This is a genomic window from uncultured Thiohalocapsa sp. (assembly GCF_913063425.1).
GTDB lineage: Bacteria > Pseudomonadota > Gammaproteobacteria > Chromatiales > Chromatiaceae > Thiohalocapsa.
In genome coordinates, this window is the sequence record NZ_CAJXYK010000047.1 from 33,930 (window position 1) to 47,605 (window position 13,676).

At 63.8% G+C, this 13,676-nt stretch carries 15 protein-coding genes; 8 read left to right on the forward strand and 7 right to left on the reverse strand.

Annotation, left to right across the window (positions count from 1 at the left end):
* Nucleotides 1-110 precede the first annotated feature (110 nt).
* The gene (locus QZ607_RS20540) at nucleotides 111-272 is read left to right on the forward strand and encodes a hypothetical protein (protein ID WP_295886489.1); all 162 of its coding nucleotides are present in this window, start codon (nucleotides 111-113) and stop codon (nucleotides 270-272) included.
* 37 nt (nucleotides 273-309) lie between these two features.
* On the opposite strand, the gene QZ607_RS20545 is transcribed toward QZ607_RS20540, so the two are convergent.
* From QZ607_RS20545 to parE, 4 genes are all read right to left on the reverse strand, one after another.
* Nucleotides 310-639 (reverse strand): nucleotidyltransferase domain-containing protein, encoded by a 330-nt coding sequence (locus tag QZ607_RS20545; protein WP_295886491.1) that lies wholly within the window; start codon nucleotides 637-639, stop codon nucleotides 310-312.
* Nucleotides 636-1,037: a nucleotidyltransferase substrate binding protein gene (locus QZ607_RS20550; protein ID WP_295886493.1), complete on the reverse strand. Its 402-nt coding sequence runs from the start codon at nucleotides 1,035-1,037 to the stop codon at nucleotides 636-638. Before QZ607_RS20550 ends, QZ607_RS20545 begins: the two co-directional genes overlap by 4 nt.
* 132 nt (nucleotides 1,038-1,169) lie before the next feature.
* Nucleotides 1,170-2,300: an FIST N-terminal domain-containing protein gene (locus QZ607_RS20555; protein WP_295886495.1), complete on the reverse strand. Its 1,131-nt coding sequence runs from the start codon at nucleotides 2,298-2,300 to the stop codon at nucleotides 1,170-1,172.
* Between the two features lie 218 nt (nucleotides 2,301-2,518).
* On the reverse strand, nucleotides 2,519-4,405 hold the full coding sequence (gene parE / locus QZ607_RS20560; RefSeq protein ID WP_295886497.1) for a DNA topoisomerase IV subunit B: 1,887 nt from the start codon (nucleotides 4,403-4,405) through the stop codon (nucleotides 2,519-2,521).
* 146 nt (nucleotides 4,406-4,551) lie between these two features.
* Here parE and QZ607_RS20565 point away from each other — a divergent pair, with 146 nt between their 5' ends.
* From QZ607_RS20565 to QZ607_RS25970, 5 genes are all read left to right on the forward strand, one after another.
* Nucleotides 4,552-4,872 carry an exodeoxyribonuclease VII small subunit gene (locus tag QZ607_RS20565; RefSeq protein WP_295886500.1) on the forward strand — a complete coding sequence of 107 codons (321 nt, stop codon included), beginning with the start codon at nucleotides 4,552-4,554 and terminating at the stop codon, nucleotides 4,870-4,872.
* 65 nt (nucleotides 4,873-4,937) lie between these two features.
* Nucleotides 4,938-5,831: a (2E,6E)-farnesyl diphosphate synthase gene (gene ispA / locus QZ607_RS20570; protein WP_295886503.1), complete on the forward strand. Its 894-nt coding sequence runs from the start codon at nucleotides 4,938-4,940 to the stop codon at nucleotides 5,829-5,831.
* A 253-nt stretch (nucleotides 5,832-6,084) separates the two neighbouring features.
* A complete protein-coding gene (gene folE2 / locus QZ607_RS20575) occupies nucleotides 6,085-6,900 on the forward strand; it encodes a GTP cyclohydrolase FolE2 (RefSeq protein ID WP_295886506.1) in 816 nt (271 codons plus the stop codon).
* 330 nt (nucleotides 6,901-7,230) lie between these two features.
* The gene (locus QZ607_RS25965) at nucleotides 7,231-7,536 is read left to right on the forward strand and encodes a PqqD family protein (RefSeq protein WP_367268230.1); all 306 of its coding nucleotides are present in this window, start codon (nucleotides 7,231-7,233) and stop codon (nucleotides 7,534-7,536) included.
* A 1-nt stretch (nucleotide 7,537) separates the two neighbouring features.
* Nucleotides 7,538-7,978 carry a lasso peptide biosynthesis B2 protein gene (locus QZ607_RS25970; RefSeq protein WP_367268231.1) on the forward strand — a complete coding sequence of 147 codons (441 nt, stop codon included), beginning with the start codon at nucleotides 7,538-7,540 and terminating at the stop codon, nucleotides 7,976-7,978.
* A 270-nt stretch (nucleotides 7,979-8,248) separates the two neighbouring features.
* Here QZ607_RS25970 and QZ607_RS20580 read toward each other — a convergent pair whose 3' ends face one another.
* The gene (locus QZ607_RS20580) at nucleotides 8,249-9,202 is read right to left on the reverse strand and encodes a hypothetical protein (RefSeq protein ID WP_295886509.1); all 954 of its coding nucleotides are present in this window, start codon (nucleotides 9,200-9,202) and stop codon (nucleotides 8,249-8,251) included.
* A gap of 20 nt (nucleotides 9,203-9,222) precedes the next feature.
* Between QZ607_RS20580 and QZ607_RS20585 the strand changes: the two genes are divergently transcribed.
* Both QZ607_RS20585 and QZ607_RS20590 read left to right on the forward strand, forming a co-directional pair.
* A complete protein-coding gene (locus tag QZ607_RS20585; RefSeq protein WP_295886512.1) occupies nucleotides 9,223-11,115 on the forward strand; it encodes an asparagine synthase-related protein in 1,893 nt (630 codons plus the stop codon).
* Nucleotides 11,116-11,135: 20 nt separating this feature from the next.
* A complete protein-coding gene (locus QZ607_RS20590) occupies nucleotides 11,136-11,309 on the forward strand; it encodes a hypothetical protein (protein ID WP_295886514.1) in 174 nt (57 codons plus the stop codon).
* A gap of 191 nt (nucleotides 11,310-11,500) precedes the next feature.
* Here the strand turns inward: QZ607_RS20590 and QZ607_RS20595 are convergent, their stop codons facing one another.
* Both QZ607_RS20595 and QZ607_RS20600 read right to left on the reverse strand, forming a co-directional pair.
* The gene (locus tag QZ607_RS20595; protein WP_295886518.1) at nucleotides 11,501-12,244 is read right to left on the reverse strand and encodes a hypothetical protein; all 744 of its coding nucleotides are present in this window, start codon (nucleotides 12,242-12,244) and stop codon (nucleotides 11,501-11,503) included.
* A gap of 1,033 nt (nucleotides 12,245-13,277) precedes the next feature.
* The coding region (locus tag QZ607_RS20600) for a sulfotransferase (RefSeq protein ID WP_295886521.1) at nucleotides 13,278-13,676 on the reverse strand (399 nt) is incomplete at its 5' end.

A 13,676-nucleotide genomic window follows, 5' to 3' on the forward strand; every position in this document is an offset into this window, starting at 1 on the left:
ATTCCCGGCTGCATCGATGGCCCACCCTCTGACCCGGAACACCGCTGCGTCGCCGATGCCGCTCGCGCAGCGTCCCTTCGCGCGACGGCGCACAGCAGCGGGAGACGACAATGACCTACATGGTGCTCTGGCTCGGTGGGCTCACCGGCTCGGCGTTTCTCTACGGCGTCGGCTGGGGCCTGTGCCTCTATCCGCCGGTGACCTGGGCCCTGCCGCCAAGGCGGCGGGCGGACAACGCCGGCACGACAGCAGAGCGAATTGCGCGGGCCTGATCAGCCCGGCTGAGCGCCGCCGCGGCCACCTGAGCCGTTAACCGCCGAGCGGCAGCGGAATGCGCTCGCGCTCGATGATGCGGCGAAATCTGTCACTGGTCACCGACCAGTCGACGATGTCGACGCGCCAGGGCAGGTCGGATTCGGAGAAGGCCGCTTTCAGGGCCGCCATGCGCGGGATCGGCATGGGCGCGTCGGTGATGACGGCGAGGTCGAGGTCGGAACAGCGGCGGGCGCTGCCCCTGGCGCGGGAGCCGAAGGCCCAGACAGCGTACTCCGGCACATGCTGCCGGAGGATGTCGCGCACCATGGTCCAGTGCTCGGGCCTGATGTCGATGGGCGGAATGCTTTGCGCCGCGCTGCTCACGACAGCCGCCCTGCGAGCTGCTGGCGCAGGTGCTCGGCCTCGGCAAGGAAGTCCGGGATGCCGGCGACCACCTGCAGCGCCGTCGCCTCGTCGTAGGTATGGCTGGTGCGGGCGCGCATCTCCCGGTAGCCACGCCATTGCGGCCAGTCGCCGCGCAGGAGCCCCTGGTCGCTGCCGGCGCGAATCAGGTCCTGGAAGCTCAGCGCGTGGACCTCATCCGGCGACGCCGCCGTTGCGCTCAGGTAGCGCCGGAGCATCTTGTGGCTCAGCTCGTAGGTGAATTCAAAGCGCTGGATGAGCCCATCGCGAATCTGGATATCGGTGGTGTCCTGCCGGTAGCGTGCGAGTCCTTCGCGCAACCGGTGGACAGCGTTCTCCAGCGGACTGATGTCGAGCATGGATGGAGACTCGGTGATGCGCCACGCTTTCGGGTAAGCCCGGCACGCCGTTCTGCGCCCTGGTCGGCGCCGGCCCTGCCTGGAAGCCGGCTGCCCCGGGACCATGGATGCCGGTGAGGCCGGCGGACCGGCTCAGGTGAAGAGCGTCAGGACCCCCGTGTAGCCATACAGACGGTCGCGGGAGATCTCGCCGTTGGCATAGAAGCCCACCAGCGGGAAGTCGCCCAGCTGGTCGCGGATCTGCTTCAGCTCTTCGGAGTCGTCGCCGAAGAGATTGACGCCGCGGCCGAGGCAGGAGACGTAGACGCCGCCGCGGGGCGGGCCGTCGAGACGGGATTTGAGGTGCGCCAGCATGCGGGCGAGGTCCTCGCGGGCGGTGTCGGCGTCGCGGCGGCAGAACATGACCTCCCTGCCCTGCTCCACCAGGTCGCCGATGGCAAGCAGGTTCTGGGTGGTGTCCACACCGATGAGGTTGCGCACCAGGTAATCGGCGGTGTCGGAGCCGGGGATGGGCAGGCCGGCGAAGATCGTCCCGCCGAGCCGCGCAATGTCCCGGGACAGCTCAGGCCCGATGTCCTCCTTGAAGACCTCTAGCGCAGGGCGGTTGTCCAGCGTCACCAGGATGTTGCGCTGGCTCTCGGTGATGGTGCGGTGCGGGCCGATGGGCGAGCAGCCCTGGCTCAGGTTGGTCTGCACGCCCACCGCCGCGGTGAACATGACCCCAGCGACGCCGCCCTGGGTGACGCCGTCGGCAATGAGCCGGGTATCCTCGTGCGCGCTGGCGAGCCCGCCCACCAAAAAGCCCGTGGCGGTGCGGGCGGCGAGCTGCTCGAGGAGGCCCTCGGTGGCCGGGTTGGATGGGTCGCCGTGCACCAGCCCGAGGAAGGGCTCCGCGTTGCCGAGCCAGTCCTGCTGCATGGCGTCATAGGCGCGCAGGTCTTCCGTGATGGCGGGAAAGACGCGGAAGGCGTCCTGCGGGAATTCCGCGACCATGGCGGCCATGGCCGGGCGCTCGTAGTACTCGACGCCGGTGGCGCAGATGCCGATGCCGACGGCGCCTACCCAGTGGTCCACGGCGGTGGCGTCACGGAGCATCGCCAGGGTCTCTTCCAGGTAGGGGGTGACGGCGTCGGTGACGTACAGGAAGCCGAGCCGCGCCATGCCGGGGCCCGGCGTGGGCAGCGAGCCGAGCCCCGTCACCACCTGCGAGAGGGCATCCCGCCAGTCATCCGCGGCGGCGTGGGCGTAGGGGAAAGAGGTCATGGGGCTACCTTGGGGTCTTGGTGGCTGAAGGCTGGCGGGCGCGTACTGACGGTAGGAAGTACGGAATACGGAGTGCGAGGTACGGCGGCGCCTGAGCGTTGATCCTACGCTGCAACATGATCCGCCGGATGCTTGCGTTTCGTAACGCCGGGTCGGGCGGAACGGCGGCGCTCGTTCGGGTCGTCACGTACCCCGGACTTCGGACTCCGGACTCATGATCAAACCTCCGCCAAATCCCCCTTCTCCTGAAGCCAGGCGCGGCGATCGGCGGCGCGCTTCTTCGCCAGCAGCATGTCCATCAAGGTGCCGCTGCCGTCGTCGGGTTCAACCGTCAATTGCACCAGCCGGCGGGTGTCGGGGTGGATGGTGGTCTCGCGCAGCTGGGACGGGTTCATCTCGCCGAGCCCTTTGAAGCGCTGAACGCTGACCTTGCCCTTGAGCTTCTCGGCGGCAATGCGGTCCAGCACGCCCTGCCGCTCGGCGTCGTCCAGCGCATAGAACACCTGTTTGCCGACATCGATGCGATACAGCGGCGGCATGGCCACATACACATGGCCCTCCGCCACCAGCCGCGGGAAGTGCCGGTAGAAGAGCGCACACAACAGGGTCGCGATGTGCGCCCCGTCGGAGTCCGCGTCCGCCAGGATGCAGATCTTGCCGAATCGGAGCCGGCTCAGATCGTCCGAGCCCGGGTCCACGCCGATGGCAACGGCAATATCGTGCACCTCCTTCGAGCCCAGCACCTCTGCCGGGTCCACCTCCCAGGTGTTCAGGATCTTGCCCCGCAGCGGCATGATGGCCTGGAACTCGCGGTCGCGGGCCTGCTTCGCGGAGCCGCCGGCGGAGTCGCCCTCCACCAGGAACAGCTCGCTGCGCTCCGGGTCCGTGCTGGTGCAGTCGGCGAGCTTGCCGGGCAGCGCCGGACCCTGGGTCACCTTCTTGCGGGTGACCTTGCGTCCGGCGCGCAGCCGCGCCTGGGCGCCGGCGATGGCGAGCTCGGCGATGCGCTCGGCATCCGCCACGTGCTCATTGAGCCAGAGGCTGAAGGCGTCCTTGACGACCCCCGAGACGAAGGCCGCGCACTCCCGCGACGAGAGCCGCTCCTTGGTCTGGCCGGAGAACTGCGGCTCCACGAGCTTGACGGACAGAATCCAGCTCGCCCGCGCCCAGACGTCTTCCGGGGCCAGCTTGACGCCGCGGGGCAACAGATTGCGAAACTCGCAGAACTCCCGCACCGCCTCCGTGAGCCCGGTGCGCATCCCGTTGACATGGGTGCCGCCCTGCACCGTCGGGATCAGGTTGACGTAGCTCTCGGTGACCGGGTCGCCGTCCTCCGGCAGCCAGGTGACCGCCCAGGCGGCGGCCTCGTTGTCGGACTCCATGGTGCCGACGAAGGGCGGTGACGGCACCGTGGGCAGGTCGGCGAGCGCCTGTTGCAGATAGTCCTTGAGGCCGTCCTGGTAGCACCAGGTCTGCTCCTCGCCGCTCGCTTCGTCACGGAAGCGCACCTCGAGACCCGGGCAGAGCACCGCCTTGGCGCGGAGCAGGTGCATGAGCTGGCGGGCGGAGAACTTGGGGCTGTCGAAGTACTTCGGGTCCGGCCAGAAGTGCAGCCGGGTGCCGGTGTTGCCGCGGCCGACGTTGCCCACGGCTTCCAGGTTCGACACCTTGTCGCCGTGGGCAAAGGTCATGTTGTACTCCTGGCCGTCGCGCTTGATCCAGACCTCCAGATGCTGCGACAAGGCGTTCACCACGGACACGCCGACGCCGTGCAGGCCGCCGGAGAAGCGGTAGCTGCCGGCGCTGAACTTACCGCCCGCGTGCAGCTTGGTGAGGATCACTTCCACCCCCGGCAGCCCCTGCTGCGGATGGATGTCCACCGGCATGCCGCGGCCGTCGTCCGCGACCTCGCAGGAGCCGTCGGCGAACAGAGTCACGTCGATGCGCGTGGCATGGCCCGCCAGGGCCTCATCGACGCTGTTGTCGATGACCTCCTGCGCCAGGTGGTTCGGGCGGGTGGTGTCGGTGTACATCCCCGGGCGCTTGCGCACCGGGTCGAGGCCGCTCAGGACCTCGATGGCAGAGGCGTCGTAGGTGCCTTTCATGAACGGGGCAGTGCTCCTTCGGGCGGGGCGCTGTCGGCTGCTGCGCCGGCGCCGGCCGGTTTGTCCGGGCTGCGGAAATCAACCGCAAAACCGCGCTAAACTACCCTACCCGCGGCCGATGGTACAGACCGCCCATGACACGCCCCATGACTCGCCCAACCCCCAAGCAGAGCACACCGCAAGACACCACCGCGTCGACCACGTCCGGCGCGGCTGCCGCCGCGCAGCCCGCCCTCACGGAGCCGCCGCAGTTCGAGCGCGCCATGGACGAGCTGGAGCAGCTGGTGGACCGGCTGGAGGGCGAGGATCTGACGCTGGAGGAGTCGCTGGCGGTGTTCGAGCGCGGCATCGGCCTGACCCGCGCCTGCCAGCAGGCGCTGGATGCCGCCGAGCAGCGCGTGCGCATTCTCACGGAGCCGTCGGACAGCGCCGCCCCGGAGCCCTTCGGCGATGCCGCCGACGGCTGAGCCCGCCTCCTGCGCACACCGCCGGCGCCAAGGCAACAAAGAGATACCCACCGCAGCAGCCCAGCATGAGTCAAGACGCACTCGCATCTCTGATGGCGCAGTGCCGCGAGCGCGTCGAGGGCGTGCTCGAAACGGTGCTTCCCGCCGCTGATGCCTCACCCGAACGCCTGCACGAGGCCATGCGCTACGCCGTGCTCGGCAGCGGCAAGCGCGTGCGGCCGATTCTCGCGTACGCCGCCGCCCACGCCGTGGGCCTGGATCGGCAACGGGTGGACACAGCCGCCGCAGCGCTGGAGCTGATCCACGCCTCCTCCCTCGTGCATGACGACCTGCCGGCGCTCGACGACGACGACCTGCGCCGCGGTCGGCCCACCTGCCACAAGGCCTTCGGAGAAGCCACGGCGCTGTTGGCGGGCGACGCCCTGCAGACGCTCGCCTTCGGCGTGCTCGCCGAGGACAGCCACAACACGGCGCAGGCGCGCATCCGCATGGTCGCCCTGCTGGCACAGGCGGCGGGCGCCGCCGGCATGCTGGGGGGCCAGGCATTGGACCTCGCCTCCGAAGGCCAGCAGCTCGACCTGGACGCCCTCAAGAACATCCACCGTCACAAGACAGGCGCACTCATCCGCGCCGCCGTCGGCATGGCGCCCCTCGCATCTGAGCAGGCTCCCCAGGCGCAAGCCGACGCACTGGACCACTACGCCGCCTGCATCGGCCTCGCCTTCCAGATTCAGGACGACCTGCTGGATGTGGAGGGGGATACGGCCGTCATCGGTAAGACGAGCGGCGCCGACGCGGCGCATCACAAGGCCACCTATCCGTCGCTGCTCGGGCTGGAGACAGCCCATCGGGCAGCACAGGACCTGGTGGACAGGGCGCTTGAGGCACTGGCCTCTTTCGACGCGGGCGCCGACCCCTTGCGCTGGATTGCCCGCTACATCATCAGCCGGGATCGCTGACCCGGCCGTGTGACCACGGTCTGCGCAGGTGGGGCCCTCAGGCTGTCCGTCCGGGACCTGCGGGCATGATTTGCCCTGCCCGATGCGATGCCGGATAATCGGGAGACACGCAAGTACCGGTCCCGCCGAACAATATCCCTACGGATTCCCGGTTTGATTCGACGCGCCGGGCGCAGATCTTTTCCCGCCGAGCACAGCCGGCACATGCCGGTAGCGCCCATCAGCGGGCCCCTGCCCTTCGAGGACGCAGTCAATGGATTCCAGGCTTTCCACGGCCACAACCCACACCATCGCCGACGTGCAGGCGAGCGCCGACAGTCGCCGCATCGCCATCGACAAGGTCGGCATCAAAGACATCCGCCACCCTGTGCGCATCAAAGACCGTAGTGGGCACGAGCAGCACACAGTGGCCACATTCAACATGTTCGTGTACCTGCCGCACAACTTCAAAGGCACGCACATGTCCCGCTTCGTGGCCATACTGAACGGCCACGAGGACGAGATCGGCGTCGCCACCTTCAAGCAGATGCTCGCGGAAATGGCCGAGCGGCTGGAGTCCGAAGCGGGTCACATCGAAATGCGCTTCCCGTTCTTCGTCCGGAAGCAGGCCCCGGTCACCGGCGTGCCGAGCCTGATGGACTACGACGTGACGCTCATCGGCGAGATCCGCGACGGCAAGCCGCAGATGTCCATCAAGGTCGTGGTGCCGGTGACCAGCCTCTGCCCCTGCTCCAAGGAGATCTCAGACTACGGCGCGCACAACCAGCGCTCGCACATCACCGTGCAGGCCGCGACCCGTGGGTTTCTGTGGATCGAGGAGCTGATCGAGATGGTGGAGGCCGAGGCCTCATGCGAGCTCTACGGCCTGCTGAAGCGCCCGGACGAGAAGCATGTCACCGAGCGCGCCTACGATAACCCCAAGTTCGTCGAAGACACGGTCCGCGACGTCGCCAGCCGTCTCAACGATGACGAGCGCATCAGCGCTTATGTGGTGGAGGCCGAGAACTTCGAATCGATCCATAACCATTCGGCTTATGCGCTGGTCGCAAGAGAGAAGGAACCTCGGTAGGTACTTCGGTGCTTTGTCGCCTGTCCGTGTTGCGCGCTTGCAACCGCAGTTGTGGATTCGTCGCCGCACAGGGGCAACACCATGCGATTGCGCTGGCCATCTGAACTCAATGACCGCCAACTCGATACCGCCAGCACAAAGCCCCCGGAAAGGCGCTCGTAAGCCAGCAGCTGGTATTCCAAAAGGAACACACGTACACGCACTGTTGGAATCAGCACAATCCGGGCCGTAACAGCGGCATCCAGACCGACTGAGAGAACGTGAAACGTTTCCCCACTACTGCGCCCCGCGATCAGCATTCACTGTTGTCCGCGGCTTAACGGTGTCATCATGTCTACGGGAGAAACCCCTAGCCTGAGTATCGAGTGCACCCTTCGCTTAGAGCCCCAAGTCGTTTCGCAAGCCATTGGCGACGAGGTCATCGTATTGCACCTAGGTACCGAGACGTACTTCGTGATCGATGGGACCGGCGCGCTGATCTGGTCAGGTATCCAGGAGCAGGTGTCGCTGTCTGCGATCCGTGATCGGATCATCCACTCTTACGCCGTGTCCAAACACCAGTGCGAGAGCGACCTATTGTGCTTTGCGGGCGTACTGATCGAAAGCGGGCTCGCGTCAGTCGTTCGATCTGACTGAGATGATATTCGCGATCAACCGCTTTCTCCGCTTGTCCTCGCAACGGCGCTCATTGCTCATTAAATCGTTTTTCCTGCTCCCAACCATTGACGTCCTACTGCGCGTCGCCGGATACAACCGTGCGCGTAAACTGCTGCTGAAAAGTTGTCTCAGCGTCCGGCCACTTCCGGCTTCCCAAGCCCAAATGGTGCGAGACGTTGCTTGGGCCGTACTCACAGCATCAAGGCGAGGCGCTTTGCGCGCAACCTGCTTACGCCGTTCACTGCTCATCGCTCATTTACTTCATTGTCGCGGCATCAGCGCGGAGATCCAGTTCGCCGCGCGACGCGGCCAAAAGGGCTTTGAGGCGCACGCCTGGGTAGAGTCGCAGGGAAAAGTCGTCGGTGATAGTCCAACAATCGGCGATTATTTCACAAAGTTGAGCGGCAGTCGGTCAAATTAACCCAATGCCGAAGATCCCGCCCCCTCTGAAGGGCAAGTCGATGCATAGCGTCCTGTAAAGTGAACGGTCCGATCCGGGTGACGGCCAAGCGCGTCGAGCACCGAATCGATCTCCGTTGCATTGCTTTAATCGAGGGGCAGTACACCGAATGCGCAACAGTATCCACTGAAAACCTGACCTCCCGAACGCCACCGGCGGCACTAGCGCAGTCGGCCTTGAGCCGAACCCTAGCGTGTGTTTCACTCCAGCAGGAAAGCAATCCCCAAAAACTCAACCTGTTGCACTTCGCCCTAGAAGTCCCGACGCGATCATCGAGACAACCGAGGGCAACAACTCATACCGCCTCGGATAGCTGATGCGCACGACGGGCTTGGCCTCCACTACGCAGCCGATCTTGCCCAAGATTCTGGATACATGCCCGCTGTCGCTCGTATCCAGCTTAAAACATTGCGACAGCAGATACGCCATCGCCTCCATCCGCGTTGTGGGCGACAGTTCGATGTGCCCTGGGCCTCCTTCGACAGGTTGGTCAAGTAGGACGACGCCCCCCAGTGGTACCAGCTGCGCGGCTTCGGTTGATACCTCGGGGAGACAGCGAAGCTTGGAGCTGACAGGTGATACCGGGGATTGCCGGTATCCGGAAATGTGCGTGCGCGCAACGGAATCCGGCCACAGTCGCATTCCGGGATAAGCACCCACACACGATACTCCGGTTGCGCAGCAGTCCACGCGCAGCGCGTCGTCACAAAGAACGGTGCCACCTACGCCGACAAGGGCGGCGCTCAGTGTCGACTTGCCGAATCCACTGGGGCCCATAAGGCAGATTGCAGAGCCCCACAACTCGACACCGGCCGCATGCAGAACCAGATTGTCCCGATGCGCGAACAGCCTTGGCAGAGCTTGGTCGATCAGCAACCGCCGCACTTCAGACATTGCAGCTCCCGCGTACCGTTCACAATCAATGCTGCACCCGTCGTCGTCGATTCGATAGGCCGCAACCCGCGGATAGTCCAGCAGGTAGCCGCCCTGGATACTTCCGGCTCGCACTTCCGGCACCGGGGCGGCGGCCGGCCACTCCACGTACCAGCATTTCGGGCGCTCAAGACCGGACTTCAGACGAACACGGATCTGATCCGTCGCCTCTTGCTCGGAAAGCATCGAGGGCAGTTCGGGAACCGGAAAGTCCACCAATATGGGAAGATCAAAGAACCGATACCGATACATCGTCTGTTTCCGCTCTGACTATGGCAATCTTCGCACTCATCCTGCATCCACCCGGCGTCACGGCAAAGCCCACCGAAGTGCAGTCATTGTTAGAACCGATTGACTACATGGGCGATGGCGAACACCACCTGCACGCCGAGGGACGCGTTGCAGTCGGCACCATGCCTTACACCGCAGAGGAGCTGGCCGATGACGGTGGCGCCCCAAAATTCGACTGCAGCGGCCGCTACTTGATTGTCGGGGACATCCGGCTGAACTGTCGCTCTGAGCTTGCCGCGCAGCTGCGTCTTGAATGCGGTGTGCCTCCGGCAGACTGTAGCGATCAGGACCTCGTATTAGCCGCGTTCCTACGGTGGGGTGACGATTGCTGTCGACATTTCGACGGCGACTACGCATTTGCCCTCTACGATTTGACACGGCAGCGACTCTTCGCTGCCGGGGATGCGCTCGCTTGCTACCGCATATTTACCGTACATCTCGCGTCCGGAGCCTTGCTACTGACCTCGGAACTTAGCTGCGCTCTTGCCGCCCCAGGTATAGCGCTCGGGTTCTCCATGCCTGACTTACTCCTATCGCTCTCCGGACTTCCCTTGCGGACGCGCAGTCTATTCGAGGGAATCGGCATCATCCCGCCCGGCAGCAGCCTGATCGATCACCAGGGTGAGCGCCGCGTGACTTCATGGTGGTCGCCGGAGCACATCCAAAAACGAATTCGCTACGCGGACGCAAGGGAATACGGTGAGCACTATCGAGAACTACTTCAAGCCTGCGTTAACGATCGGATGCGAACCCGATCCGGAACGCTTCTGGTCGAGTTGAGCGGCGGCCTGGACTCGAGTTCCATCGCTGCACTGGCCCTGAGGCTAGCACATGAGCAGAGCTTGGAAATCGTATGTATCTCGCACGTCTACGACGACCCGGATTGTAACGAAGAGATGCAGGTCATGCGCTCGCTTTGGCAGCACTTCGGCGTGCGAGTACTGACCCTGGATGGCACTGCGCTGACGCACGAATACCTGCCTCTGAAGGCAGCCCCGCGCCCCGAATCGCCCATGGCGCTCAACCATCCATTCCAAATCCATGGCGCACGTGAAGCAGATGCAATCGGCGCCGACGTCATTCTATGCGGAACCGGTGGAGATGAAATGACCAAGGGTCGCCCAGGCGCGGACAGCCTTAACCTCCTCTTACAAGGAGATTGGTCACTGATACGCGGCGCTTGGCGAGACCGAGGCCATGGAGTGGTCGGACTTGCGGCCGCGATCACTCAAGCCGGGGCGGTGCCTCTACTCAAACACGCGATAGGACCCTCGGCTTCCATTACGGCGCGCCGTATGACCCGGCGTCTGCTGCCAACTACCAAGACCCTCGGCGGCATTTCACCACGCCTAAGGCAAGCGCATATCGCTGACGCGGAGGCGCTGCTTCGGGAAGCTATTCCTACCAGGGGACTAAATACATTCGAGCACGAATTTTTGTTGCGGTTGCGGACCAGCGCGTCGCTCAACGCATGCGACGCGTACCGGCTGAACGCGGGTAGATACGGCATCACGGCGCAGCACCCGTTCTTTGACCTACGAATTGCGTCGTTTCAACTGAGCACACCGCCGGAGTTGTGGGGCCGCCTTGGACGCAGGAAACTCCTCCCACGCCAAGCCATGCGCGGGCTGCTTCCCAAAAGCGTCTGTGACGCCAGAAAATTCAACCTAATGCGCCCACAGCTGGACGCGTGGGATGCCGGTAAAGCGGCAGCGGCAGCACTTACTGCAAACCTGGATGGCAGCTCCAGGATGGGGAGACAGCTGAATGCAGCACTTGACTTTCCCCGACAAGTTCCACAAGATTTCCCCTATACGCTGCCGGCGCTGTACGCTTTGACACTCGTCAGTTGGGTTCAGCAAAGATGTAACTAGTCACCTCGGAGTATGACGACATGGCGAAAGAAGCCGAACCGCACACCAAGCCGCGAGAAGACGTGTCCGCTAACCGTAGAGTTCGCAAAGAATATGCCCCTCCACGACTGCAAACTCTCGACATCATGTCCGTACTGACTAAGGGCGGAGGCAACATTCAGGGCGGCGACAACCCGTTCGTCAACGGATCGTAGTTCAGACCGCGCGGATTGGGGGAGGCTTCTCCCCCATCAGCAGTCACGCCGATCACGCGCGCCATTTTTCCGCCCAAAGAAGAGGCCGGACCAAGCCCCACGGCGTGCATGCCGCCAGGACCGTAACCGGGGGTCACGATGGCGCGCCGACCTGACCAGAACTCCCGGCGACAGCGCGATCTCGCCCAGCGTCAAACCCCTGCACAGCGCTCTCGGCCGGACGTTCTCGCCGGCAACGCCCGGAAAGCCAGTATGGCCAGACCAACAACAAACATGGCCGCAGTCGGTGGCACTGGCGTATACCGCAGATTAGCTACCGCGACGCCGGATGGGTCGTCACTGATGATAGATATCCCCGCTATCGGTTGATTCGCCGATATGATGAACGGCTGCAGCAAAGCCCCACCCGTGGCAAGATCGGGAAAGATTGACGAACCTATAAACGCGCCATCACGCCCATAGGCATACAACTCCACGAAGCTCGTTGCAGACTCGACGCCGATGACGTCAAGACCGATAATCTCTTGGTCCAAGTCGTACAGGATTGAAAAGGCGCCGGGTGTCGACGTCCCGGCGAGTAGGCCACCAACCACATTCTTGCCGATCAGCGCTGAGCTAAGCAGACTGCCGTCTGCGATCAGCAGATTCCGATCTGCGCCTTGGCCGACCAACCGCAGGGGTGCCGCAGGGGTCGGCGGCGCGGGCACAAATCCCTCGTAGCTCGTTACGCCGCTTAAGGTTGTCGACTGGTCGGGGGCGAAAACCCCCGACATTGTTGCGCCGCCGATGGCGACGGCGTCTGGGTACTGGAGGAAGGAGCCGCCGTTGTTCAACATGTTCACGCCGTCCTGGACCGCAGGAACATCGGAAGAGCATGCACCCGGGTTGGTTATGCAATTGGTGACCGTAAGCACTGCGCCGACGTCCGCGGACATCGGGGCGATAAGGCAGAATGACGCCAAGAGATACTGTCGGACTTGCGATCTAAGCCGTTTCTGCATTTTCTACCCTATGTGTTGTTTGAATTGCTGACGTCGGATTTCTGTTGGCAATGACTCGGCATTGCCGCGCTCCCCACGGGGAGGCGGGCCCGGCCGAATCGCTGCTCGCGATGGTGAACGCCGAAAGGCGGCTCTGCGGTTTCGACGCCCACCGCCGGGGCGCCCCCTCCATCCGTCGCCGGGCAGTCACTCCTGGCGTTTCAGGGACGCTCCGATGCTCGTCCGATGCCTGCAAACGGTGCACCAGAACTCATAACCTATTGCAAAACATATTTTTGTCCGCCATCTCATCCCGGCCCACTCCAGACTATGGCCTGCAATTGTAAAGAATTTGGACACCCGTTCCTCTGGCATCGGCGCCCTAACGGCGTTGCTTAGTCGTAACGCACTGAAAAATATCAAGACTTTACCCAGGCCACAGGAAGCCGGTTGGGCGCTCACAGTCTAAGCCAGCCTCCCATAGTGTAAAGTTTGACCCATCAAAGTCTTCAGGCGCAGAAGAGCGTTGTTAGGCTGCATCGCTTACCGCAGGGTACTCCAACAACGTCCCCGGAATCCGATTTTTGGGCTGCGGTCCAACTGGGGCAGGGCGGAACGCGGCTGCAAGCCCTCGATGCCCACCGATCACGGGCAACTGACGGGTTGCTAGCCTCAGACAGGAACCAAATCACGCACCGGTTTTGTCCGCCGGATACTCGCCGCTCGCGTCGCAGACTGCTTCGTTGTCAATCGGGACATTGCTGTTCAAAACATGCACAGCTTCCTCGCGCAGTTGCGACAAGCGCTGGCGGGCCAGACGACCGCTTCCGGCGCTGTCTAGTGAACGGGCAGGCAGCCTAGACTCCGCAGCGATCAACACCGCACCCCGAAGTCGAGAGACCCGACAGGCTACTATGACTCGGGGCAAAGCTCGCGCCGAAGCGTCGTCGTTATCCGGGTAACGCAGCCGCAGGCATCAGTGGCCCGATCAACCCCCGAGCAAGCGCTGAACCATCATGCGGCGCAACTCGCGACGCCGTTCAGATCGCCTGAAACGGTGCGGGAAAGATAGGTCCGGTGTAGGTAGTCCCAGAAAATCGCACAACGGCTTCCAGCCTGCGCCGCCCTCAATGTCGAGCTGGACGAAGCGTTCCTGCTCCGCAAAATGAGCTTTCGCACGGGCAGCATGCTCCCGAAACGATTGCCGACAGAGGTTGGCATCAAAGCGGTCGGTGCCGTAGAGATCTCGGTGGAGCTGCACTGAGAAGGGGTCGAGGCCGCCGGTCGCGAACTGATCCGCGAAGGAAGCCAGCCAAGCGTCCTCATCCCGCAGCGTGAGGATGAATTTCGCATCCGGATACCGCTCGTCCAGCTGGGGATAGATCCG

Coding starts and splice junctions, on each gene's coding strand:
- ispA (WP_295886503.1), top strand. CDS start 4,938: ATGAGTCAAGACGCACTCGCATCTCTGATGGCGCAGTGCCGCGAGCGC.
- QZ607_RS25965 (WP_367268230.1), top strand. CDS start 7,231: ATGTCTACGGGAGAAACCCCTAGCCTGAGTATCGAGTGCACCCTTCGC.
- QZ607_RS20555 (WP_295886495.1), bottom strand. CDS start 2,300: ATGACCTCTTTCCCCTACGCCCACGCCGCCGCGGATGACTGGCGGGAT.
- QZ607_RS20595 (WP_295886518.1), bottom strand. CDS start 12,244: ATGTCCGCGGACGTCGGCGCAGTGCTTACGGTCACCAATTGCATAACC.
- parE (WP_295886497.1), bottom strand. CDS start 4,405: ATGAAAGGCACCTACGACGCCTCTGCCATCGAGGTCCTGAGCGGCCTC.
- QZ607_RS20580 (WP_295886509.1), bottom strand. CDS start 9,202: ATGTATCGGTATCGGTTCTTTGATCTTCCCATATTGGTGGACTTTCCG.
- folE2 (WP_295886506.1), top strand. CDS start 6,085: ATGGATTCCAGGCTTTCCACGGCCACAACCCACACCATCGCCGACGTG.
- QZ607_RS20590 (WP_295886514.1), top strand. CDS start 11,136: ATGGCGAAAGAAGCCGAACCGCACACCAAGCCGCGAGAAGACGTGTCC.
- QZ607_RS20540 (WP_295886489.1), top strand. CDS start 111: ATGACCTACATGGTGCTCTGGCTCGGTGGGCTCACCGGCTCGGCGTTT.
- QZ607_RS20550 (WP_295886493.1), bottom strand. CDS start 1,037: ATGCTCGACATCAGTCCGCTGGAGAACGCTGTCCACCGGTTGCGCGAA.
- QZ607_RS20585 (WP_295886512.1), top strand. CDS start 9,223: ATGGCAATCTTCGCACTCATCCTGCATCCACCCGGCGTCACGGCAAAG.
- QZ607_RS20565 (WP_295886500.1), top strand. CDS start 4,552: ATGACTCGCCCAACCCCCAAGCAGAGCACACCGCAAGACACCACCGCG.
- QZ607_RS25970 (WP_367268231.1), top strand. CDS start 7,538: ATGATATTCGCGATCAACCGCTTTCTCCGCTTGTCCTCGCAACGGCGC.